This window comes from Achromobacter mucicolens, from assembly GCF_029866465.1.
GTDB classification, from domain to species: Bacteria; Pseudomonadota; Gammaproteobacteria; order Burkholderiales; family Burkholderiaceae_B; genus Achromobacter; species Achromobacter mucicolens.
The window spans coordinates 900,933-921,925 of record NZ_CP123364.1 but is presented as its reverse complement, the minus strand read 5'-3'; the positions used below and the strand labels follow the sequence as shown (position 1 = coordinate 921,925).

The following is a 20,993-nucleotide window of genomic DNA, read 5'->3' as shown; positions in this document are numbered from 1 at the left end:
GCGGCACAGCCGGCGCGTCATCCACTGGAGACACCCATGAAACGCTATCTTGCCCCCCTGTTCCTGGCGGCCGCCGCCATCGCCGCCACGCCCGTCGTGGCAGCCGACGCCTTCCCCACGGCCCGGCCGGTCACGCTGGTGGTGCCCTTTCCGCCGGGCGGCCCCACCGACGCGCTGGCGCGCCGCCTGGCCGAAAAGCTGCGCGAGCCGCTCAAGCAGAACGTCATCGTCGAGAACCGCAGCGGCGCGGGCGGCAACATCGGCTCCGAATATGTCGCCTCGGCCAAGCCCGACGGCTACACCATCCTGTTCGGCACGTCCGGCCCGCTGGCCATCAACGTCAGCCTGTACAAAAAGCAGAACTACAACCCCGAGACCAGCTTCGCGCCCATCATCCGCATCGGCCACCTGCCCAACATCCTGGTGGTGAACCCGTCGGTGCCCGCCAACAACCTGCAGGAACTGATCGCGTACGCCCAGAAGAACCCGGACAAGCTGAGCTACGCCTCGTCCGGCAATGGCGCGTCGTCGCACCTGGCCGGCATCCTGTTCAACCGCATGGCCGGCACCAAGATCATGCACATCCCGTACAAGGGCACCGGCCCCGCGCTGAACGACCTGCTGGGCGGACAGGTGTCGATGTCGTTCACCGACATCCTGACCGCGCTGCCCTATATCAAGGCGGGCAAGCTGCGCCCCATCGGGCTGGCCAGCGCCCAGCGTTCGGATGCGCTGCCCGACCTGCCCACGCTGTCAGAGCAAGGCCTGAAAGGCTATGACGTCAGCGTCTTCTTCGGCATCGTCGCCCCCAAGGACACGCCCGCCGATGTGGTGAACACGCTGAACCAGGCTTTCAAGACCGCCCTCGCCGATCCCACGATCGCGCAGACGCTACGCACGCAGGGCATCGTCGAGGCGCAGGACAAGACGCCGCAGGGCCTGTCCAGCTTCATCACCACCGAAGTCCCCAAGTGGCGCGAACTGATCCAGAGCGCCAACGTTTCCATCGACTGACGCGACGCATAGCCATGGCCCAAACCCTACCCAATGCCGGCGCCCTCGCGGGCTGCAAGGTGATCGATCTGTCGCGCGTGCTGGGCGGCCCGTACTGCACCCAGATCCTGGCCGACCACGGCGCCGACGTGCTGAAGATCGAGCCGCCCGGCGGCGACGAGACGCGCGGCTGGGGCCCGCCCTTCCTGGGCGAGACCGCCTCGTATTTCGTCGGCGTGAACCGCAACAAGGACGGCATGACGCTGGACCTGTCGCAGCCCGCCGGGCAGGAACTGCTGCGCCACCTGCTGGCCGACGCCGACGTGCTGGTCGAGAACTTCAAGCCTGGCACGCTGGAAAAGTGGGGCCTGGGCTACGACGACCTGAAGCAGGCCTTCCCCGCGCTCATCCATTGCCGCGTCAGCGGCTTCGGCTCGGATGGCCCGCTGGGCGGCCTGCCGGGTTACGACGCCTGCGCGCAGGCCATGTGCGGCCTGATGAGCGTGAACGGCGAGGCGGACGGCGAGGCGACCCGGGTGGGGCTGCCGGTCGTGGACATGGTGACGGGCCTGAACGCGGCGGTGGCCATCCTGCTGGCGCTCAACGAGCGCACGCGCAGCGGGCTGGGACAATTCCTGGACATCACGCTGTACGACTGCGCGCTGTCGCTGCTGCACCCGCATGCGCCGAATTACTTCTACAGCGGCAAGGTGCCGCAGCGCAGCGGCAACGCGCACCCCAACATTGCCCCCTACGAAACGCTGCCCACCGCAAGCGGCCCGATCTTCCTGGCCGTCGGCAACAACCGCCAATTTGCAATGCTGGCCCGAACGCTGGACGCCCCCGCGCTGGCCGAGGACCCGCGCTACGCCACCAACGCGGACCGCCTGCGCAACCGCCAGGCACTGCGCGATGACCTTGCCGCCCTGCTGACCCGCCATGAGGCGGCCACGCTAGCGGACCAGCTGCTGCGCGCGGGCGTGCCCGCCGCCGCCGTGCAGACGGTGGACCAGGCGTTGGCTCATCCGCACACCCGTCATCGCGGCATGGTGCTGGAACAGGGCGACTACAAGGGCGTGGGATCGCCCATCAAGCTGTCGCGCACGCCCGCCACGCTGCGCAAGCTGCCGCCAGACCTGGCGCCGCCATCTGGGCAGGACTGATCCCGCATCGATGACCCGCCCGGCGCCCGCCGGGCTTTTTTTTCCCCGAGAGAGCCGCCGCCCCGCGCGCAACAACTTAGACATTTGGTTTCAGCACGCCGCCCGATTGCCGCCTTAGACTTTTTTCCGCATCTCGCGTTGCTCCCCGCACGCTTTTCCCGAGCCACATAAGAGGAAATAAAAGACTATGGCCACGAACGACTCACAAGACCACGGCCAGCTGAAACGGGTGATGGGCCCGAAACTGCTGCTGCTATTCATTGTTGGCGACATCCTGGGCACTGGCGTGTATGCGCTGACCGGGCAGGTGGCCGCCGAAGTCGGCGGCGCGGCCTGGCTGCCGTTCCTGGTGGCCTTCGGGGTGGCCCTGCTGACCGCGCTTTCCTACCTTGAACTGGTCACCAAGTACCCGCGCGCCGCCGGCGCCGCGCTCTACGTCCACAAGGCGTTCGGCGTGCATTTCCTGACGTTCATCGTCTGCTTTACCGTCATGTGTTCCGGCCTGACGTCGGCCGCCACCGCCTCGCAGGCCTTCGCCGCCAACCTGTTCGCGGCGATGGGCATCGAGGCCGAAAAGCACTGGATCACCCTTGGCGCACTGGGCTTCATGACGCTGGTCATGCTGGTCAATTTTCGTGGCGCGACTGAAAGCGTGCGCGCCAACGTCGTGCTCACGCTGATCGAGCTGTCGGGCCTGCTGATGGTCATCCTGCTGGGCTTTTACGCCATCTCCGGCGGCCAGGCGGATTTCTCGCGCGTCGTCGCGTTCGACACGCCCGAGGACAAGAGCGTGTTCCTGGCGGTGACCTCGGCCACCGCGCTCGCGTTCTTCGCCATGGTCGGCTTCGAGGACTCGGTCAACATGGCCGAGGAAACGCACGATCCCAGCCGCATCTTCCCGAAGGTCATGCTGACCGGCCTGGGCATCACGGCGCTCATCTATGTGCTGGTGTCCATCTGCGCCGTTGCGCTGGTGCCGGTGGGCGAACTGGCCAAGAGCAGCACGCCGCTGGTGCTGGTGGTCAAGCGCGCCGCGCCGGATCTGCCCGTGGAATACATCATGCCGATCATCTCGATGTTCGCCGTGGCGAACTCGGCGCTCATCAACATGATGATGGCCAGCCGCCTGCTGTACGGCATGTCGCGCCAGGGTGTGCTGCCGTCCTTCCTGGCGCACGTGCACCGCAAGAACCAGACGCCGTGGACGGCCATCCTGTTCACGACGGCGCTGGCCTTCGGCCTCATCATCCTGGTCTCGCTGACCGACTCGCAGGCCATCCGCGCGCTGGGCGGCACCACCGCGTTGCTGCTGCTGGGCGTGTTCGCCTTCGTGAACGTCGCGGTGCTGGTCCTGCGGCGCGACAAGGTCGCACATCGTCACTTCTCCATCAACCGCCTCGTCCCGTGGGTGGGCGCCGCGGCCTGCCTGTTCCTGGTCACCCCGCTGACCGGCCGTGACGTGATCCAGTACCAGGTCGCCGGCTGGCTGCTGCTGCTGGGCGTGGTGATGTGGTTCGTGACCTGGCTGGCGCGACGCCGCGAGTCCAGGATGGAACTGGACCCGTCGTCGCTGGAGTGATACCGCAAGGGCCGCAGGCTCCCGGACCGCTGGCGCGCGGCTGCGCGGCGCGGGTCCGGGCGCGCTTCAGCCGCCCACCGCAAGCCCTTCGCGGCGCGGATCCGCGCCGCCTTCCAGTCCCTTGGCGTCAATGACGATGCCGTGGATGCCGCTGGGAAACTCGGTGATCCGCACCGGGTGTCCCATGCGCTCCAGCGCCGGCGCCAGCGCTTCCAGCGCCGTGCCCTTCTCCAGTTCGGTTTCCTTGTTGCGGCTGCCCATGTTGGGCAGATCGATCGCCGACTGGATGTCCAGATTCCAATCCAGCACGCCCACCAGCGTCTTGGCGACGTAGTTGATGATGGCGCTGCCGCCCGGCGAGCCCACCAGCAGGTACGGCTTGCCCTCCTTGAGCACCATCATCGGCGCCATCGAGCTGCGCGGCCGCTTGCCCGGTTCGATGCGATTGGCCACAAGCCGGCCTTCGGGGTCCTTGAACGACGACGAAAAATCGGTCATCTCGTTGTTGAGCAGAAAGCCACGCACGAAGATCTTGCTGCCGAATTCGCTTTCGATCGTGGTCGTCATGGTCAGGGCATTGCCCTGCGCGTCGACCGCCACCAGGTGACTGGTGGACGGCAGCTCCAGCGCGTTGTCCTTGCCCAGCGACAGCAGCTTGCCTTCGGGATCGCCGGGCAGCGCCACCTTCATGCTGCGATCCGGCTGGATCAAAGCGCCGCGCGCGCGCAAGTAAGCCGGGTCCAGCAAGGCGCGCACCGGCACGCGCACGAAGTCGGGGTCCGCCACGTAGAAATCGCGGTCGGCAAAGGCCAGCCGGCCAGCTTCCGAGAAATAGTGCACGGCCTGCACCGTGCCGGGCGCATACCGGCTTAGCGGGAATTGCTCCAGCTCGCCCAGCATCTGCAACACGGCGATGGGCCCGCTGCTGGGCGGCCCCATGCCGCAGAGCTGATAGCCGCGGTACGCGCCGCACACCGGATCGCGCGTCTTGGCGCGATAGTCCGCCAGATCCTTCAAGGCCAGGTCGCCGGGCTTCTCGTGGCCCTGCACCGCCGCCACGATGTCGCGCGCAATGTCGCCCTGGTAGAAGGCGTCGGCGCCCTGCGAGGCCACGGCGCGCAGGGTGCGCGCGAACGCCGGATTCTTCAGCACGTGGCCCACGGGCCACGGCGTGCCGTCCGGCGCGTAGAAGTACGCGGCGGCGGCGGCCTGTTGCGGCAGCGCCTTGTTGCCGGCCAGCAGCGCGTGCAGGCGCGGCGACACCGCAAAGCCCGATTCCGCAAGTTCGATGGCCGGCTGGAACAGATCGGCCCAGGGCAGCTTGCCCTGCGCCTTGTGCGCCAGTTCCAGCCCGCGCAAGAGGCCGGGCACGGCGACCGACATGCCGTTGTTGACGGCCTGTGCAAAGGGCAGCGGTTTGCCCTCGGCATCCAGGAAGCGGTCGGGCCGCGCCGCCGCGGGCGCGGTCTCGCGGCTGTCGTACGTGCGGATCTGTCCGTCTGCCGCCGAATACACCACCATGAAGGCGCCGCCGCCGATGCCCGACGATTGCGGCTCGACCAGATTCAGCACCAGTTGCGTGGCGATGGCTGCGTCGACCACACTGCCCCCGCGCTGCAGCACGGCTTCGCCCGCGCGGCTGGCAAGGGGGTTGGCGGACACCATCATGAAATGCGGCGCGCGCACGAGCTCGCGCTTCTGGACGCCGCTGGCGGCTTCGGGATTCAGGTCTTCCGCCGCGGGCGTTCGCGCCCAGCTGGCGGATGCGAATGGCAGGCCGGCGATGGCGGCGGCGAGCAGCAGGGCGGCGTGGCGGCGTAGGCGCATGGAAAGCTCCGGTGATCGCCGGACGTCCGGCAGGCGTCCATGATAGTCAAAGGTCTGCGCCGCTGCCCATGCGCGCCTTCCGGCTTAGAATCGCGGTTTACGGATCACCAGAGCCCCCGTTTGCGCCATGCGCCTGCGCCACATCGAGATATTCGAAGCGATCCGCCGCACCGGATCCCTGACCGAAGCCGCCGCCGCGCTGCACATTTCACAGCCCGCCGCCAGCAAGCTGCTGGCGCATGCCGAAAGCCAGCTTGGCTTCAAGCTGTTTGACCGGGTGAAGGGCCGGCTGGTCGCCACGCGCGAGGCAGAAATCCTGACGCCCGAGATCGCGCGGCTGAGCCAGGACCTGAGCAGTGTGCGCCGGCTGGCGTCCAACCTGCGCGACCGGCCCAACGGCCACCTGCGCCTGGGCTGCGCGCCCGCGCTGGGACTTGGCCTGCTGCCCGGCGTCGTGCGCGACAGCCGCGACGCGCAGCCCGGCATCACGTTCGATATCCACACGCATCACAGCGCCGAGCTGGTGCAGGGGCTGCTGACGCGCGAACTGGATCTGGCCATCACGTTCGACACCAACGATTACCCCGGCCTCACGCGCATGGGGCTGGGCCATACCGAGCTCGTGCACCTGAGCCGCCGCGCCGCGCAGGGTCCGCTGCGATTGTCGGAGCTGTCGGAAGCGAGAGGCGTAGAAGCGTCGGGCGCCGCTGCGTCGGGCGCCGATGCGTCGGGCGCCGCTGCGTCGGGCGCCGCTGCGTCGGGCGCCGCTGCGTCGGGCGCTGCGGCGTCGGGCGCACCCACGGCAGCCGATACGCTGATCGTGCTGGACGCCAGCGACGCATCCGGCGCATTGCTGCAATTGGCGCTGGACGCCCAGGGCCTGGCGCCGCAGGTCGCCATCCAGGTGCAGACGCATTACGTGGCGTGCGCGCTGGTGGACGCGGGTTGCGGCGACGCCATCGTCGACGCCATTACCGCGCAAGCCATGCTGCGTCCCGGCATGACCCTGCGCCGCCTGGAACCCGCGCTGCGGGTGCCGATCAGCATCATGACGCGCAACCAGGATCCGCTTTCCGCCCTGCACCGGGACCTGATCGAGCGCCTGCGCGCCGCCTGCGCCGCACTGCTGGAAGGATTGGACGCGCGGGTCTGATAGCCGCAAAGCACAACGGGCGCCCGAAGGCGCCCGCTGCAATGTCGATCGAGGCAGACCCGCCTGCCCCGCGAAACATCAGTCCAGCTTGATGTTCTGCTTCTTGACGACGTCCTGGGCCCAGTCGAACTGTTCCTGGATTTCCTTGGCGAACTCTTCCGGCGTGTTGCCCGACGGCGCCGAGCCTTGCTCGTCCAGCGCCTTGATGACCTTCGGGTCCTTCAGGGCCACGACGGAGGCATCACGCAGCTTGTTCACGACTTCCATCGGCGTGCCCTTGGGCGCCAAGAGGCCATACCAGACGGGCTGGTTCAGCACCGGGTAGCCGGCTTCCTTGAAGGTCGGAACGCCCTTGACCGCGGCGATCTGCTCGGGCCACGCGATGGCCATGGCGTTCAGCTTGCCGGCCTGGATCTGCGGCATCGACGACGGCAGGTTGTCGAACAGGATTTCGATCTGGCCGCCAACGGCATCGGCCAGCGCCGGGCCCGACCCCTTGTAGGGCACGTGCACGATGTCGGTGCCGGTGGCCATCTTGAAGGATTCGCCCATCAGGTGCAGCACGCCGCACGTGCCCGAGCTGCCGTACGAGTACTTGCCCGGATTCTTCTTCAGTTCTTCGATGAAGCCCTTGAAGTCCTTGGCGGGGAACTTGGGGTTCACGGCCACGACGTTGGCGGTGTTGGCGAAGTTGGTGACCGGCTGGAAGTCCTTGATCGGATCGTACGGCAGGTCCTTCGGACGGCAAGCGGGGTTCACGGCCATCGTGGAGACGGTGGCAATGGACAGCGTGTAGCCGTCGGCCGGCGCGCGCGCGGCTTCGGCCGCACCGATGGCGCCGCCCGCGCCGCCCTTGTTCTCAACGACCATGGGCTGGCCGAGTTCCTGGCTCATGCGCTGCGTCACGAGACGCGCAATGATGTCGGTGGAACCGCCAGGCGCAAACGGAACGATCACGCGGATGGCCTTGCTGGGGTACTTGTCTGCGGCGTGGGCGACCGAAGCGCCCAACGTGCCGGCTGCGCCGGTAGCAAGGGCGATGGCCACGGCCAGAGAGCGGACCTTATTCATAGATGTGTTTCCTCCAAGAGTGCGAGCCCGTTTGTAGACGGCCCGTTGTGTGTTGTGTCCGCCTGTAGACGGACCAGCAGATAACGGTGCGGGCGCATTGCTTGTGCGCAGCGTGTCGGCGCTGCATTTATGAGTTGCTTGTGGCACAAGCGCCCGCCAGAATGTCGGAGAATAGCAGCAAACGCTTACACCCGCATAGCGCGCCGGTCACCGTTCGGCGCTCGGCAAAAACCTCTTCTCCCATGTCTGTTGCCCTCCTGGTTTTCCCCGATTTCATGCTGGTCGCGCTGGGTTGGGCGCTACGTCACAAGCTGGGTTTCTCGCGAGAATTCTTCGCCGGAACGGAACGCCTCGTCTACTTCGTGCTGTTCCCCGCCTTGCTGTTCCAGGCAATCGTGCGCACGCCCATCACGGCGGGCAACGCGGCGCTGCTGCTGCAGGCTTCTGCCGCGGTCGTGGCCGTGGGCGTGGCGATGGCGTGGCTGGCGGGCCCGGTGCTGCGGCCCTCGTCCCTCGGGCTGGCCTCGTCGGCGCAATGCGGCTACCGCTTCAACACCTACATCGGCCTGGCCTTGTCGGCCAGTCTGGCGGGCACCCAGGGCCAGACCGTCATGGCGCTGATCGTCGGGTTTGCGGTGCCCATGGCCAACGTCGCGGCCGTATACGGCCTGGCGCGGCACAACGGCGGCAACCTGCTGCGCGAGCTGGCGCGCAATCCGCTCGTGGTCTCCACGCTGCTGGGCCTGGCCTGCAATCTCGCGGGACTGCAACTGCCCGGCCCCGTCGACACCGTGCTGGCGCGGCTGGGCGCGGCGGCGATCGCACTGGGCATCCTCTGCGTGGGGGCCAGCCTGGCATGGGAAGGCGGCAAGGGCTACGGATCGCTGATTGCCTGGATGCTGGGGGTCAAGCTCGTCGCGTTGCCCGCGGTCGCGCTGCTGGTGGCGCATCTGCTCGGCCTGCCGCCGCTGGAAGCACGCATGCTGCTGCTCTTCGCGGCGCTGCCCACCGCCTCGGCGGCCTACGTGCTGGCGATGCGCATGGGCGGCGATGGCCGCATGGTGGCCGTGCTGATCTCGCTGGGCACCTTGTTCTCGGCCGTCACGATCCCGATGTGGCTGCTGCTAGCCGGCGGCTGACCTTCCCCCCCCAAAAAAATGGCCGCCCCGGCAAGGGCGGCCATCTCATGCGGGTGGCGCAAGCCCGTTCAAGAAGCCTTGTGCGCGTTCGTCATCGAGCCCGGCACGACCCATTCGGCGAACTGCGCTTCGGTCACATAACCCAGCGCCAGCGCCGATTCCTTCAGCGACAGGCCTTCCTTGTGCGCCTTCTTGGCGATCTGCGCGGCCTTGTCGTAGCCAATGTGCGGATTCAGCGCGGTCACCAGCATCAGCGACCGGTCCACGAGTTCGGCAATGCGCTCGTGGTTGGGCTCGATGCCCGCGGCGCAATGCTTGTCGAAGCTGGCCATGCCGTCCGTCAAAAGGCGCACCGACTGCAGGAAATTGTGGATCACCAGCGGCTTGTAGACGTTCAGCTCGAAGTTGCCGCTGGCGCCGCCGATGTTGATCGCCACGTCGTTACCCAGGACCTGCGCGGCCAGCATCGTGATGGCTTCGCACTGCGTCGGGTTGACCTTGCCCGGCATGATCGAGCTGCCCGGCTCGTTCTCGGGGATGCTGATCTCGCCCAGGCCCGACCGCGGACCGCTCGACAGCCAGCGCACGTCGTTGGCGATCTTCATGAGGCCGGCCGCCAGCGACTTCAGCGCGCCGTGCGCAAACAGCAGCGCTTCGTGCGAGGCGAGCGCCTGGAATTTGTTGGGCGCCGAGACGAACGCCGTGCCCGTGGCGTGGGCCAGATCGGCCGACACCTTCGCGCTGAATTGCGGATGCGCGTTCAGGCCCGTGCCCACCGCCGTGCCGCCGATGGCCAGCTGGTGCAGGCCCGGCAGCGTGGCGCGGATCTGCTGTTCGGCCAGATCAAGCTGGGCCACGTAGCCCGAAAGTTCCTGGCCCAGCGTCAACGGCGTGGCGTCCTGCAGGTGGGTACGGCCGATCTTGACGATGTCGTAGAACGCGGCGCTCTTTTCCGCCAGCGTGGCGCGCAGCGCCTTCAGCGACGGCAGCAGGCGATGCTCGACCTCGACGGCCGCCGCCACGTGCATGGCAGTCGGGAACGTGTCGTTGGACGACTGCCCGCGGTTGACGTGATCGTTCGGATGCACCTTGCGCGCTTCACCGCGCTCGCCGCCCAGGAGTTCCGAGGCGCGATTGGCCAGCACCTCGTTCATGTTCATGTTGCTCTGCGTGCCCGACCCGGTCTGCCAGACGGACAGCGGGAATTCGTTGGGCCACTTGCCAGCGATGACTTCGTCGGCGGCGCGCATGATCGCGTCCGCGATCTGCGCGTCCAGCTCACCAAGGTCGGCATTGACCTTGGCCGCCGAACGCTTTAGCCGCGCCATCGCATTGACCAGCGGCTCCGGCATCTTTTCGGTGGAGATCGCGAAGAAATGCAGCGAGCGCTGCGTCTGGGCTCCCCACAGATGGTCTTGCGGCACCTCGATGGGGCCAAAGGTGTCTTTTTCGATGCGGGTCTTCATGGCGCGTACAACTCCGTGGCGGCGTCAGTCGCGGGCGGCGGGACGCCGTCGGTCACGACATATTGAGAATAAATATCAGTTATAGGTTAGCAGAAACACGCATTCCTATAATTGCTCCAAACTGTGCTCCGATCCTCGTTTTTTACCACTCGCCCCGCGCCATGTCCGCCCCCCTTGCCACCCTGACTTTGCACCTGCCCGACGAAGCCGCCACCGAGGCGCTGGCGCGCCAGCTGGCGCCGATGGTCACGGGCGCCAAAACCGGCCTGCCAGGCGCGTGTATTCATCTCCAAGGTGACCTCGGCGCAGGAAAAACGGCCTTCTCCAGGGCATTGTTGCGTGAAAGCGGCATCACAGGCCGAATCAAGAGTCCAAGCTACGCCCTGCTTGAATCCTATAAACTTTCTAACTTATACTTCTATCACCTTGATTTTTATAGATTTAGTGATTCGCGCGAATGGTTGGACGCAGGATTTCGGGATTTACTGCGTGACGATGCGGTCGTTTTGATCGAATGGCCGGAGCGGGCAGAAGGCCTTTTGCCCCCACCGGACCTGCTGATCTGCCTTGCCTATGCAGGCGACGGACGTGACGCCACCCTGACCGCGTACACCGCCCGAGGACAAACATGGTTGAACGCGATTGTCCCCCCGCCCCTGACGGCGCCCTCCCCTCGGCAGGCGCCACCCGCCGACGCCTGATCAGCGTCGCCGCCACGCTGCTCGTCCTGCCGGTCGTGCCGCGGCTGGCGCAGGCCGCCACGATCCTGGCCGTACGGACTTGGCCTGCCGACGAATACACCCGCGTCACGCTGGAACTGGACAGCGAACTCAAGGCTGAACAGTTCACGCTGGAAAATCCCCACCGCCTGGTGGTCGACATCGAGGGACTGACCCTCAGCGCGGCCTTGAACGACCTGGTCTCCAAGGTCCGGCCCGACGATCCCTACATCCAGAGCCTGCGCGTGGCGCAGAACCGCCCGAACGTCGTGCGGCTGGTGTTCGATCTGAAGCAGCCCGTGGCGCCGCAGGTGTTCACGCTCAAGCCCGTTGCCGACTACCAGTACCGCCTGGTGCTGGACCTGTACCCCAAGATTGCCCAGGATCCGCTGATCGCGATCCTGAACAAGTCCAGCGGTCCTGATGTGGACGATCCGCTGGCGCGCATCCTGGAAGACATCCAGCGCAACCCGGTGACCCGCGCGGATCCGCCCGAGCCGCCCCGCGTGCGCGGCCAGCAGCCGGCGCCCGCGCTGCCGACCCCGCCCAAGCCCCCTGCCACCGCCAGCCGCGGCAAGCCGCGCATGCTGACCATCGCGCTGGACCCCGGCCACGGCGGCGAAGACCCGGGCGCCATCGGCAAATCCGGCCTGCGCGAGAAAGACGTGGTGCTGCGCATTGCGCGGCGCCTGAAGTCGCTGATCGACAGCCAGCCGTACATGCGTGCTTACCTGACGCGGGACGACGATTACTTCGTGCCGCTGCACGTGCGCGTGCAGAAGGCGCGCCGTGTGCATGCGGACCTGTTCATCTCCATCCATGCGGACGCCTGGGTCAAGCCCTCCGCCAACGGCTCGTCGGTCTTCGCGCTGTCCCAGCGCGGCGCCACCAGCGCGCAGGCCCGGTGGATGGCCGACAAGGAAAACGCGGCCGACCTGATCGGCGGCGTCAACCTGGGCAGCCACGACCGCCAGGTCGCCAAGGTGCTGCTGGACCTGTCCACCACGGCCCAGATCAACGACTCGCTCAAGGTGGGCAACGCCTTCCTGGACGAAATCAAGAAGATCAACCGCCTGCACAAGAACAGCGTCGAACAGGCCGGCTTTGCCGTGCTGAAGGCGCCGGACATTCCGTCGGTGCTGGTCGAGACCGCCTTCATCAGCAATCCCCAGGAAGAAGCCCTGCTGCGCAGCGCAGGGCACCAGGACAAGCTGGCGCAGGCCATGATGACCGGCATCCAGCGCTACTTCACGGCCAACCCGCCGCTCGCGCGCCTGGGCGACGTGAGCTAGGTTTTACGCGCGATCCCGGCCCTTTGGCCGGGCCCATGAAAAAAAGGCTATGCACCCGTTGGCGCATAGCCTTTTTGTTTGGGCGCCGCGCGCCGCCCTAGTGCGCCCGGCGTGCGCGCACCAGCTTGACCAGGCCGGCCCCCACGACCGGCACGACGGCCGCCGCCAGGCCCACCAGGACGATGGTGTTCAGGTGATCGCGAATGATCGGGATATTGCCGAAGAAGTAACCCGCCGCGACCAGGCTGATCACCCACAGCAGCGCGCCCATGATGTTGAACATCTGGAAGCGCGCCATCGACATCTCGGCCACGCCCGCCACGAAGGGCGCAAAGGTGCGCACCACCGGGATGAAGCGCGACATGACGATCGTCTTGCCGCCGTGCTTTTCATAGAAGGCATGCGTGCGCATCAGCGCGCCGCGGTCCAGGAAGCGCAGGTTCATCGAGAACACCCGCGGCCCGATGTAGCGGCCGATCGCGTAGTTCAGCGAGTTGCCGGTCACGGCCGCCACGATGAGCAGCACCGACATCAGGATGGGGTCGATATGGCCCGTGGCGCCAAAGGCGCCGGCGATGAACAAGAGCGAGTCGCCCGGCAGGAAAGGCAGCACGACCAGTCCCGTCTCGGCAAAGACGATGAGAAACAGCACCAGGTACACCCACACGCCGTATTGCTCGACCCAGAGACCCAGCGTCTGGTCGATGTGGAGCACCATATTGAAAAACTCGAGCATTGAAGCGGCCCTGATATCGGATGTGAATTTGTCAGCGACTATAGCCCACTGGAGCATGACGCTAAAATCGTCCGCACTGCTACATAAGATCTGGGCCACATGACCGAACGTCGTTCCATCCTTGCGCTTCCTGACCTGCTGATCAGCCAGATCGCCGCTGGCGAGGTCATCGAGCGCCCCGCGTCCGTGCTCAAGGAAATCCTTGAAAACGCGATCGACGCAGGCGGGCGCGCCATCGAGGTCCGTCTCGAAGGCGGCGGCATCCGGCGTATTGCGGTGACGGATGACGGCGGCGGCATCCCGCCCGAGGAACTGCCACTGGCGCTGGCCCGCCACGCCACCAGCAAGATCCGCTCGCTGAACGAACTGGAGTCCGTGGCATCCATGGGGTTTCGCGGCGAGGCCCTGGCCTCGATTGCGTCCGTGGCCCAGGTGTCCATCATTTCGCGCACCCGCGACGGCGACCATGCCTGGCAGATCGACGCGGGCAGCATGCAGGTCAGCCCCGCCTCCGGCCCGCCCGGCACCACCGTCGACGTGCGTCAGCTGTTCGACGCGGTGCCCGCGCGCCGCAAGTTCCTGCGCTCCGAAGCCACCGAATTCGGCCATTGCGTCGACGCCATGGAGCGCATCGCGCTGGCGCATCCGCAGATTGCCTTCCGCCTGTTCCACCACGACCGCGCACAACGCCAGTGGCTGCCGGCCGAACCGCCGCAGCGCATCCGCGACGTGCTGGGCGCCGAATTCGCCGAGCACGGCCTGCTGCTGTCGCATTCGGTCGGCACGGTCAGCCTGGCCGGCATGATTACCCGGCCGACCGCCGCCCGCGCCCGCGCCGACCGTCAGTACCTCTACGTGAACGGCCGCTACGTGCGGGACCGCACCGTCAGCCACGCGCTGCGCGCGGCCTACGCCGACGTGCTGCACGGCGACCGCCAGCCTGCGTATGTGCTGTTCCTGGACATCGATCCGGCCGCCGTGGACGTGAACGTCCACCCGGCCAAGCACGAAGTGCGTTTCCGCGACAGCGGCGCCGTGCACCGCTTCGTCTCGCACGCGGTCAGCCAGACGCTGGCGCAGACCGGCGGCTCGTCGGCCGTGGCGCCCGCGGCACAGGCCGATGACGGCGGATTCGAAACCGTCGCGCGACCGGCGGGCGACGCCGCCTCGTCCGACGCCGCCGCCCCCGCCTACCGCCCTGCGATGCCGGCCCCGGCCGAATCGCCGCGCCCGGGCTATGGGGGCATGAATGGCGGCAACGCAGGCAGCACCACAGGCAGCACAGCGGGCGGCGCGCATGCAGGTGCGCATCCCGGCTCGGGCAACGGCTCTGGCAACGGCGCCGCCTATGGCCTGCGCCCGTCGCCTGCCCCGCAGCGTCCGCATACCCAGGTGCCCTTCCGCCTGCACGCCGAACCGGCCGGCATTCCCGCCGCCGACTGGCAATCCCTCTACCGCCCCCTGACCGACGACACCGCCGCCCGGGCCGCGCCCCTGCGTGAACCGGCGCCCGCGCCCGCCGCGCTGCCCGCCGACGAAGAACACCCGCTGGGCATGGCGGTGGCGCAGTTGCACGGCGTGTACATCCTGGCGCAGAACCGTCGCGGCATGGTGCTGGTCGACATGCACGCCGCCCACGAGCGCGTGGTCTACGAACAGCTCAAGCAGGCCCTGGACGCGCGCAGCCTGCCGCGCCAGGACCTGCTGGTGCCCGTGGTGTTCCACGCCCAGGAAAAGGACGTGGCGCTGGTCGAGGAATTCGAGGAACAGTTGAACGACCTGGGCTTTGAGATGCGTCCTTCCGGCCCCACCTCGATCGCGGTCCGATCAGTGCCTGCCATCCTGGCCCGCGGGGACATCGAAACCCTGGCCCGCGCCGTGTTGCGCGATCTGGGCGCGGTGGGCGTCTCGCGCCTGTTGACCGAACAGCGCAACGAACTGCTCTCGACCATGGCCTGCCACGGCTCCGTGCGCGCCAACCGCAAGCTCACCCTCGAAGAGATGAACGGCCTGCTGCGCCAGATGGAATCCACGGAACGGGCCGACCAGTGCAACCACGGCCGTCCCACCTGGGTGCAATGGTCCATGTCCGACCTGGACAAGCTCTTCCTGCGTGGGCAATAGCTTGCCTGCATCCCTCTCCCCCGTTTTGCCCCCGGTCATCTGCCTGGCGGGCCCCACCGCGGCCGGCAAGAGCGCCTCGACGCTGGCCCTGGCCGAACGCTGGCCGCTCGAGATCGTCAACGTGGACTCGGCCACGATCTACCGCGGCATGGATATCGGCACCGCCAAGCCCTCTCTTGAAGAACAGGCCCGCGTTCCGCAGCACCTGCTCGACATCCTGGACCCGGCGCAGTCGTATTCGGCCGCGGAATTCCGCGCCGACGCGCTGCGCCTGATCGCCGACATTCGCGCGCGCGGCCGCATCCCGCTGCTGGCGGGCGGCACGATGATGTACTACAAGGCGCTGCGCGACGGCCTGGACGATCTGCCGCAGGCCGATCCCGCGCTGCGCGCCGAACTGGAAGCGCGCGCCGCCCGGCTGGGCTGGCCCGCGCTGCACGCCGAGCTGGCGAAGCTGGACCCCGTCACGGCCGCGCGCCTGGCGCCCAACGACAGCCAGCGCATCCAGCGCGCACTCGAAATCTGCCAGCTTTCCGGCCAACCGATGTCGGCCCTGCTGCAACGCGCCCAGCGCAAGCCGGACGAAGACGCCAACCGTTACCTGACGATCAGCCTGGAGCCCTCGGACCGCGCCGCGCTGCACGCCCGCATCGAGCAGCGCTTTGACGCCATGCTGCGCCAGGGACTGCTGGAAGAGGTGCGCGGCCTGCACGCCCGCGCCGACCTGCACCCGGGCCTGCCCTCCGTGCGCTGTGTGGGCTACCGCCAGATGTGGGCGCACCTGGACGGCCAGATCGACCTGGACACCGCCCGCGAACAGGGCATCGCGGCGACGCGGCAACTGGCCAAGCGCCAGATCACCTGGCTGCGCGCGCAGCCCGATCGCGTCATCGTCGACTGCCTGGCCGCCGACGCGGTCGCGCAGACGATCGACGCCGTGGCGCTGGCGCTGGCGGACTGACGGGCGGCATTCAAAGGTGTCTGACACCCCCTGAGACGGCATCGCAGGATGAAGTTGGTCTCGTCGGGCGTCGGGGTGTCAGACACCTTTGAATGCCGCCCAGGCGCCCTCACGCGGCGCCAAAAAAAAATGACCGCCATCACGGCGGTCATCTTCATTGCAGCGCGATCGCCGCGGCGTCACACCACGAAGGTCTGCGCCATGCCGGCTTCCTGGGGCACGATCTCGCCCAGCTTGCTGACGGTCTCGCCCTGCTCGCGCAGCGTGGCGGCAATGGCGTCGGCCTGAGCCGGATCCACCACCAGCACCATGCCGATGCCGCAGTTGAAGACGCGGTACATCTCGGTGTCCTCGACGCCGCCCTGCGCTTGCAGCCACTGGAACAGCTTGGGCATTTCCCAGGCGTCGCGGTGCAGCTTGGCGGCCAGGCCGTCCTGCAGGATGCGCGGCACGTTGTCCAGCAGGCCGCCGCCGGTGATGTGGGCCAGGCCCTTGATGTCGGTGCCGTGCTTGGCCAAGGCGGCCAGCACCTGCTTCACGTAGATGCGGGTCGGGGCCATGACCACGTCGACCATCTTCTGGCCGTGGAAATCGTCATCGGGCTTGGCGCCGGCGCGTTCCAGGATCTTGCGCAGCAGCGAGTAGCCATTCGAGTGCGCGCCGCTGGAAGCCAGGCCCAGCACCACGTCGCCCGCCCTGATGGACTTGCCGTCGATGATCTTGGACTTTTCCACCGCGCCCACCGCGAAACCGGCCAGGTCGTATTCGCCGTCCGGGTACATGCCCGGCATTTCGGCGGTCTCGCCGCCGATCAGCGCGCAACCCGACAATTCGCAGCCCTTGGCAATGCCGCCCACCACTGCCGCCGCCGTGTCCACCGACAACTTGCCGCAACCGAAGTAATCCAGGAAGAACAGGGGTTCGGCGCCCTGCACCAGGATGTCGTTGACGCTCATGGCGACCAGGTCGATGCCCACCGTGTCGTGGCGGTTCCAGTCGAACGCCAGGCGCAGCTTGGTGCCCACGCCGTCCGTGCCGGACACCAGCACGGGCTCCTTGTAGGTCTTGGGCACTTCGAACAGGCCGCCAAAGCCGCCGATACCGGCCAGCACCCCGGGGCGCATCGTGCGCGCGGCAAGGGGTTTGATTCGGTCGACCAGGGCGTCGCCTGCGTCGATGTCGACACCGGCGTCGCGGTAGGTCAGGGGGGCTTTAGGTTGGTTCGTCATGAGAAATGCCGTGGGGTATGTAACAATTGCTGGGATTTTGGTGGAACGCCCTGCATTTTACGATGACCCGGCCGCGGACAGGCGCTAAAGGGCGCAAACCCCCGCCAGGCCAAGCGTTCGGACGCGACACCATCGCCTCAGGTGGTTTAAAGTGTAGGGTTGGCCGGTATTGATTTTGCCAGTTTCTACATGGCCCTTGTATCACCGATTTTTCTTGGCTTTTTGCGGCGGCCCGGCCTGGACCTTCCGGCGCCGCCGAAAACGCCTGATTGCTAACTCTCATGAACCGCCAGCTGCTGCTCGACGTTCTCCCCGCGCCAGCGCCATCGCTGAACAACTACATCGCCGGCCCCAACGGAGAAGCGGTGGCAGCCGTGCGTGCGCTCAAGCCCGGCCGTGCCCTGTACATCTGGGGCGCCGCCGGCTGCGGCCGCACCCATCTGCTGCGCGCCCTGACCGCGCGCCCGGATGCCGTCTACATCGACCCGGCCAACGGCGAAAACATGCTGCGCCGCCTGGCCGAAGCCGATTCCAAATCGCCGATGCCCCACTTCGTGGCCGTCGACGACGTGCACCGCATGGACGACAGCCGCCAGGCCGCGCTGTTTGCGCTGTACAACCGCTGGCGCGAATCGGCCGCCACGCAGCGGGCCTTTGCGCTGGCGCTGGCCGGCGACCGCGCGCCGCTGTCGATGCCGCTGCGCGAAGATCTGCGCACGCGCCTGGGCTGGGATTTGGTGTTCCGGCTGGATCCGCTGTCCGACGCCGACAAGCTGGCCGCGCTGTCCGCACAGGCCGCCGAACGCGGGCTGCACCTGGCGCCCGAAATCATCAACTGGATGCTCACGCACCACGAGCGCGACATCCGCAAGCTTGCGGCGTTGCTCGACGCGCTGGATCGTTATTCCCTGGCCACCGGCCGTCCCATCACCCTCCCCCTGCTGCGCGCCATGCTCGCAGATCCTGATTCACAACGCACATGACCACCCGACGTCTTGCCCTGTTCGACCTTGATCACACCTTGCTGCCGCTCGACAGCGACTATCAATGGGCCGACTATCTGGCGCGCACGGGCCGCGCGGGCGATCCCGTCGAGGCCCGCCGCCTGAATGACGATCTGATGGAGCGCTACAACCGCGGCGAACTCACGGCCGAACAGGCCGCCGAATTCATGCTCGGCCTGCTGGCCGCGCACGCGCCTCACGATCTGGCCGTCTGGCACGAAACCTTCATGGGCGAAGTCATCCGCCCGTCCATCACCCCCGCCGCGCGCGACCTGGTGGACGGCCACCTGGAAGCCGGGGACCTCTGCGCCATCGTCACGGCCACCAACAGTTTCGTCACCGCCCCGATCGCCCGCGCGTTCGGTGTGCCCCATCTGGTCGCGACCGATGCCGAGTACCTGCGCGGCCGCTACACGGGCCGCATCCTGGGCACGCCAAGCTTCAAGGAAGGCAAGGTGGTGCGCGTGAACGACTGGCTGGGCAGCATGGGCTTGGGGCTTGCGGATTTCTCCGAATCGTTTTTCTATAGCGATTCGGTCAATGATGTGCCGCTCCTCGAAAAAGTGACCCGTCCGATTGCCGCCAACCCCAGCCCCGCCCTGCGCGCCATTGCGCAGGAACGCGGCTGGCAAGTGATCGACCTGTTCGACCACATGGAAGATTCGAAGTCCTAAATGATCACTGAAACCATAAAAAAATTCGTCGGCCGGCTATTCGCGCCGACACCCAGGGGGCCGTTGCGCATCGGGCGCGACAAACACGGCATCGACCGCCGCAACGTGTCGCGCCACGCCATCAAGGTGTGCGAGGTGCTGCGCCAACATGGCTACGAAGCCTATATCGTCGGCGGCGCGGTGCGCGACCTGATCGTCGGGCTCGAGCCCAAGGACTTCGACGTGGCCACCAATGCCACGCCCGAACAGATCCGCCCGCTGTTCCGACGCGCGCGCATCATCGGCCGGCGCTTTCAGCTGGTGCACGTGGTGTTTGGCCAGGAAATCATCGAGACCTCCACCTTCCGCGCGCCCGCCTCGGAAGACCAGGAAACCGACGAGCACGGCCGCATCCTGCGCGACAACGTGTTCGGATCCCAGGAAGAAGACGCCAAACGCCGCGACTTCACCATGAATGCGCTGTACTACGACCCGCACAACGAGGAAGTCATCGACTACCACAATGGCGTGGCCGACCTGAAGAAGCGCCAGATCCGCATCATCGGCGATCCCGTCAAGCGCTACCGCGAAGATCCGGTCCGCATGCTGCGCGCGGTGCGCTTTGCCGCCAAGCTGAACGGCACGATCGATCCGGCCACGCGCGAGCCCATCAGCACCATGGCCGACCTCATCGAGAACGTTCCGGCCTCGCGCCTGTTCGACGAGATGCTCAAGCTGCTGACCTGCGGCCATGCAATGGACTGCCTGCGCCAGCTGCGCGCCGATGGCCTGCACAACGGCCTGCTGCCGCTGCTGGACGTGGTGCTTGAACAACCCGGCGGCGAACACTTCGTGGAACTGGCGCTGGAACGCACCGATGCGCGCGTACGCGCCGGCAAGACCATCAGCCCCAGCTTCCTGTTTGCCGCGCTGCTGTGGCAGCAGGTCGAAGTGCGCTGGAAGCAGTTGCGCGCGCAGGGCGAGCACACCATTCCGGCCCTGTCGTCGGCCGCGGACTCCGTGCTGGACGAACAGACCGAGAAGCTCGCCATCCAGCGCCGCTTCTCGTCCGACATGCGCGAGATCTGGTTCATGCAGCCGCGTTTCGAACGGCGCATGGGCAAGACCATCTACCGCATGATCGAGCAGCCGCGTTTCCGCGCCGCCTGCGACTTCCTGCAGTTGCGCGCCGCCGCCGGCGAGTTCGACAGCGTGCTGGCGCAGTGGTGGATGGATCTGGCCAATGCCGACGACGCCACCCGTGCCGACATGATCGAAGAAGTGTCGCGCCAGCCGCGCGAAGCCAGCGACGCCGCCGCGCCCGCGCGCCGGCGCCGCCGCCCGCGCCGCAGCGGGCCGCGCAGCGCGCCCGCCGGCGAGTAACCGCTGTGCCGCAGCCGCCTGTCCGCGCCTACGTGGGCCTGGGCGCCAATCTGGGCGACAGCGCGGCCACCCTGCGCCAGGTCCTGGCGCAGCTCGAGGCCACGCCCGGCATCGCCGGGGTGACGGCCTCGCCGTTCTACCGCAGCGCGCCGGTCGATGCCACCGGCCCCGACTTCATCAATGCGGTGGCCGCCCTGGATACCGTCCTTGCGCCGCTGGCGCTATTGGATGTCCTGCAGGCGCTGGAGCACGAACACGGCCGCCTGCGTCCCTACCGCAATGCCCCTCGCACGCTCGATCTGGATCTGCTGCTGCACGGCGATGCACAGCTTGATCACGAACGGCTGATCCTGCCCCATCCCCGTCTGCATCTGCGCGCCTTCGTCCTGCTGCCGCTGCGCGACCTGGCGCCTGACCTGTCGGTGCACGGCAAACCGATGGATGCGTGGATCGGCGCGATCCACGACCAGCCCATCGAACGGCTCGCGGGCTGATCACGCC

18 protein-coding genes are annotated in these 20,993 nt (G+C 67.3%); 13 read left to right on the top strand and 5 right to left on the bottom strand.

Translation table 11 applies throughout. The features are described from left to right. The first annotated feature begins 36 nt into the window (after positions 1–36). The 3 genes from QEP15_RS04130 to QEP15_RS04120 all read left to right on the top strand — a co-directional run bounded on the left by QEP15_RS04130 (position 37) and on the right by QEP15_RS04120 (position 3,735). Positions 37–1,014 (top strand): Bug family tripartite tricarboxylate transporter substrate binding protein, encoded by a 978-nt coding sequence (locus QEP15_RS04130; RefSeq protein WP_280148485.1) that lies wholly within the window; start codon positions 37–39, stop codon positions 1,012–1,014. A gap of 14 nt (positions 1,015–1,028) precedes the next feature. After that, the gene (locus QEP15_RS04125) at positions 1,029–2,156 is read left to right on the top strand and encodes a CaiB/BaiF CoA transferase family protein (protein WP_280148484.1); all 1,128 of its coding nucleotides are present in this window, start codon (positions 1,029–1,031) and stop codon (positions 2,154–2,156) included. Between the two features lie 187 nt (positions 2,157–2,343). Further along, on the top strand, positions 2,344–3,735 hold the full coding sequence (locus QEP15_RS04120; RefSeq protein WP_152383518.1) for an APC family permease: 1,392 nt from the start codon (positions 2,344–2,346) through the stop codon (positions 3,733–3,735). Positions 3,736–3,801: 66 nt separating this feature from the next. Here QEP15_RS04120 and ggt read toward each other — a convergent pair whose 3' ends face one another. Next, the gene (gene ggt / locus QEP15_RS04115) at positions 3,802–5,562 is read right to left on the bottom strand and encodes a gamma-glutamyltransferase (protein WP_280148483.1); all 1,761 of its coding nucleotides are present in this window, start codon (positions 5,560–5,562) and stop codon (positions 3,802–3,804) included. Between the two features lie 127 nt (positions 5,563–5,689). Here ggt and QEP15_RS04110 point away from each other — a divergent pair, with 127 nt between their 5' ends. Further along, on the top strand, positions 5,690–6,715 hold the full coding sequence (locus QEP15_RS04110) for a LysR family transcriptional regulator (protein ID WP_280148482.1): 1,026 nt from the start codon (positions 5,690–5,692) through the stop codon (positions 6,713–6,715). 78 nt (positions 6,716–6,793) lie between these two features. Here QEP15_RS04110 and QEP15_RS04105 read toward each other — a convergent pair whose 3' ends face one another. Beyond that, positions 6,794–7,786, bottom strand: a complete 993-nt coding sequence (locus QEP15_RS04105) for a tripartite tricarboxylate transporter substrate binding protein BugE (RefSeq protein WP_280148481.1) — start codon at positions 7,784–7,786, stop codon at positions 6,794–6,796. Positions 7,787–7,947: 161 nt separating this feature from the next. Between QEP15_RS04105 and QEP15_RS04100 the strand changes: the two genes are divergently transcribed. Then, positions 7,948–8,925: an AEC family transporter gene (locus tag QEP15_RS04100; protein ID WP_425285976.1), complete on the top strand. Its 978-nt coding sequence runs from the start codon at positions 7,948–7,950 to the stop codon at positions 8,923–8,925. A 68-nt stretch (positions 8,926–8,993) separates the two neighbouring features. Here the strand turns inward: QEP15_RS04100 and fumC are convergent, their stop codons facing one another. Further along, positions 8,994–10,391, bottom strand: a complete 1,398-nt coding sequence (fumC, locus tag QEP15_RS04095; protein WP_128830010.1) for a class II fumarate hydratase — start codon at positions 10,389–10,391, stop codon at positions 8,994–8,996. 161 nt (positions 10,392–10,552) lie between these two features. Between fumC and tsaE the strand changes: the two genes are divergently transcribed. Continuing rightward, positions 10,553–11,092, top strand: a complete 540-nt coding sequence (gene tsaE / locus QEP15_RS04090; RefSeq protein ID WP_081100995.1) for a tRNA (adenosine(37)-N6)-threonylcarbamoyltransferase complex ATPase subunit type 1 TsaE — start codon at positions 10,553–10,555, stop codon at positions 11,090–11,092. Then, positions 11,020–12,402, top strand: coding sequence for an N-acetylmuramoyl-L-alanine amidase (locus QEP15_RS04085; RefSeq protein WP_056320999.1), 1,383 nt, complete (start codon positions 11,020–11,022; stop codon positions 12,400–12,402). Before tsaE ends, QEP15_RS04085 begins: the two co-directional genes overlap by 73 nt. Before the next feature lie 97 nt (positions 12,403–12,499). On the opposite strand, the gene QEP15_RS04080 is transcribed toward QEP15_RS04085, so the two are convergent. Continuing rightward, positions 12,500–13,138 (bottom strand): VTT domain-containing protein, encoded by a 639-nt coding sequence (locus tag QEP15_RS04080; RefSeq protein ID WP_128830008.1) that lies wholly within the window; start codon positions 13,136–13,138, stop codon positions 12,500–12,502. A gap of 99 nt (positions 13,139–13,237) precedes the next feature. Here QEP15_RS04080 and mutL point away from each other — a divergent pair, with 99 nt between their 5' ends. Both mutL and miaA read left to right on the top strand, forming a co-directional pair. Beyond that, complete coding sequence (gene mutL, locus QEP15_RS04075) at positions 13,238–15,262, top strand: DNA mismatch repair endonuclease MutL (RefSeq protein WP_280148479.1); 2,025 nt, start codon at positions 13,238–13,240, stop codon at positions 15,260–15,262. A gap of 1 nt (position 15,263) precedes the next feature. Then, positions 15,264–16,223: a tRNA (adenosine(37)-N6)-dimethylallyltransferase MiaA gene (miaA, locus tag QEP15_RS04070; RefSeq protein WP_180098872.1), complete on the top strand. Its 960-nt coding sequence runs from the start codon at positions 15,264–15,266 to the stop codon at positions 16,221–16,223. A gap of 179 nt (positions 16,224–16,402) precedes the next feature. On the opposite strand, the gene purM is transcribed toward miaA, so the two are convergent. Beyond that, positions 16,403–17,452 carry a phosphoribosylformylglycinamidine cyclo-ligase gene (gene purM, locus QEP15_RS04065; RefSeq protein WP_280148478.1) on the bottom strand — a complete coding sequence of 350 codons (1,050 nt, stop codon included), beginning with the start codon at positions 17,450–17,452 and terminating at the stop codon, positions 16,403–16,405. A gap of 281 nt (positions 17,453–17,733) precedes the next feature. On the opposite strand from purM, the gene hda reads away from it, so the two are divergent. The 4 genes from hda to QEP15_RS04045 are packed head-to-tail and all read left to right on the top strand — an operon-like array spanning position 17,734 to position 20,986. Continuing rightward, a complete protein-coding gene (gene hda, locus QEP15_RS04060; protein ID WP_056320988.1) occupies positions 17,734–18,435 on the top strand; it encodes a DnaA regulatory inactivator Hda in 702 nt (233 codons plus the stop codon). Further along, positions 18,432–19,130, top strand: coding sequence for an HAD family hydrolase (locus QEP15_RS04055; protein WP_128830006.1), 699 nt, complete (start codon positions 18,432–18,434; stop codon positions 19,128–19,130). The genes hda and QEP15_RS04055 overlap by 4 nt, the downstream gene beginning before the upstream one ends. Continuing rightward, on the top strand, positions 19,131–20,492 hold the full coding sequence (pcnB, locus tag QEP15_RS04050; RefSeq protein ID WP_062840293.1) for a polynucleotide adenylyltransferase PcnB: 1,362 nt from the start codon (positions 19,131–19,133) through the stop codon (positions 20,490–20,492). 5 nt (positions 20,493–20,497) lie between these two features. Then, positions 20,498–20,986, top strand: coding sequence for a 2-amino-4-hydroxy-6-hydroxymethyldihydropteridine diphosphokinase (locus QEP15_RS04045; RefSeq protein WP_180098871.1), 489 nt, complete (start codon positions 20,498–20,500; stop codon positions 20,984–20,986). Positions 20,987–20,993 lie beyond the last annotated feature (7 nt).

Bases quoted from the DNA above. Each gene is read 5' to 3' on its own strand.
- mutL (WP_280148479.1), top strand. From the start codon at position 13,238: ATGACCGAACGTCGTTCCATCCTTGCGCTTCCTGACCTGCTGATCAGC.
- QEP15_RS04055 (WP_128830006.1), top strand. From the start codon at position 18,432: ATGACCACCCGACGTCTTGCCCTGTTCGACCTTGATCACACCTTGCTG.
- QEP15_RS04125 (WP_280148484.1), top strand. From the start codon at position 1,029: ATGGCCCAAACCCTACCCAATGCCGGCGCCCTCGCGGGCTGCAAGGTG.
- QEP15_RS04120 (WP_152383518.1), top strand. From the start codon at position 2,344: ATGGCCACGAACGACTCACAAGACCACGGCCAGCTGAAACGGGTGATG.
- tsaE (WP_081100995.1), top strand. From the start codon at position 10,553: ATGTCCGCCCCCCTTGCCACCCTGACTTTGCACCTGCCCGACGAAGCC.
- hda (WP_056320988.1), top strand. From the start codon at position 17,734: ATGAACCGCCAGCTGCTGCTCGACGTTCTCCCCGCGCCAGCGCCATCG.
- QEP15_RS04130 (WP_280148485.1), top strand. From the start codon at position 37: ATGAAACGCTATCTTGCCCCCCTGTTCCTGGCGGCCGCCGCCATCGCC.
- QEP15_RS04080 (WP_128830008.1), bottom strand. From the start codon at position 13,138: ATGCTCGAGTTTTTCAATATGGTGCTCCACATCGACCAGACGCTGGGT.
- QEP15_RS04105 (WP_280148481.1), bottom strand. From the start codon at position 7,786: ATGAATAAGGTCCGCTCTCTGGCCGTGGCCATCGCCCTTGCTACCGGC.
- QEP15_RS04100 (WP_425285976.1), top strand. From the start codon at position 7,948: ATGTCGGAGAATAGCAGCAAACGCTTACACCCGCATAGCGCGCCGGTC.
- purM (WP_280148478.1), bottom strand. From the start codon at position 17,452: ATGACGAACCAACCTAAAGCCCCCCTGACCTACCGCGACGCCGGTGTC.
- QEP15_RS04110 (WP_280148482.1), top strand. From the start codon at position 5,690: ATGCGCCTGCGCCACATCGAGATATTCGAAGCGATCCGCCGCACCGGA.
- fumC (WP_128830010.1), bottom strand. From the start codon at position 10,391: ATGAAGACCCGCATCGAAAAAGACACCTTTGGCCCCATCGAGGTGCCG.
- QEP15_RS04085 (WP_056320999.1), top strand. From the start codon at position 11,020: ATGGTTGAACGCGATTGTCCCCCCGCCCCTGACGGCGCCCTCCCCTCG.
- pcnB (WP_062840293.1), top strand. From the start codon at position 19,131: ATGATCACTGAAACCATAAAAAAATTCGTCGGCCGGCTATTCGCGCCG.
- ggt (WP_280148483.1), bottom strand. From the start codon at position 5,562: ATGCGCCTACGCCGCCACGCCGCCCTGCTGCTCGCCGCCGCCATCGCC.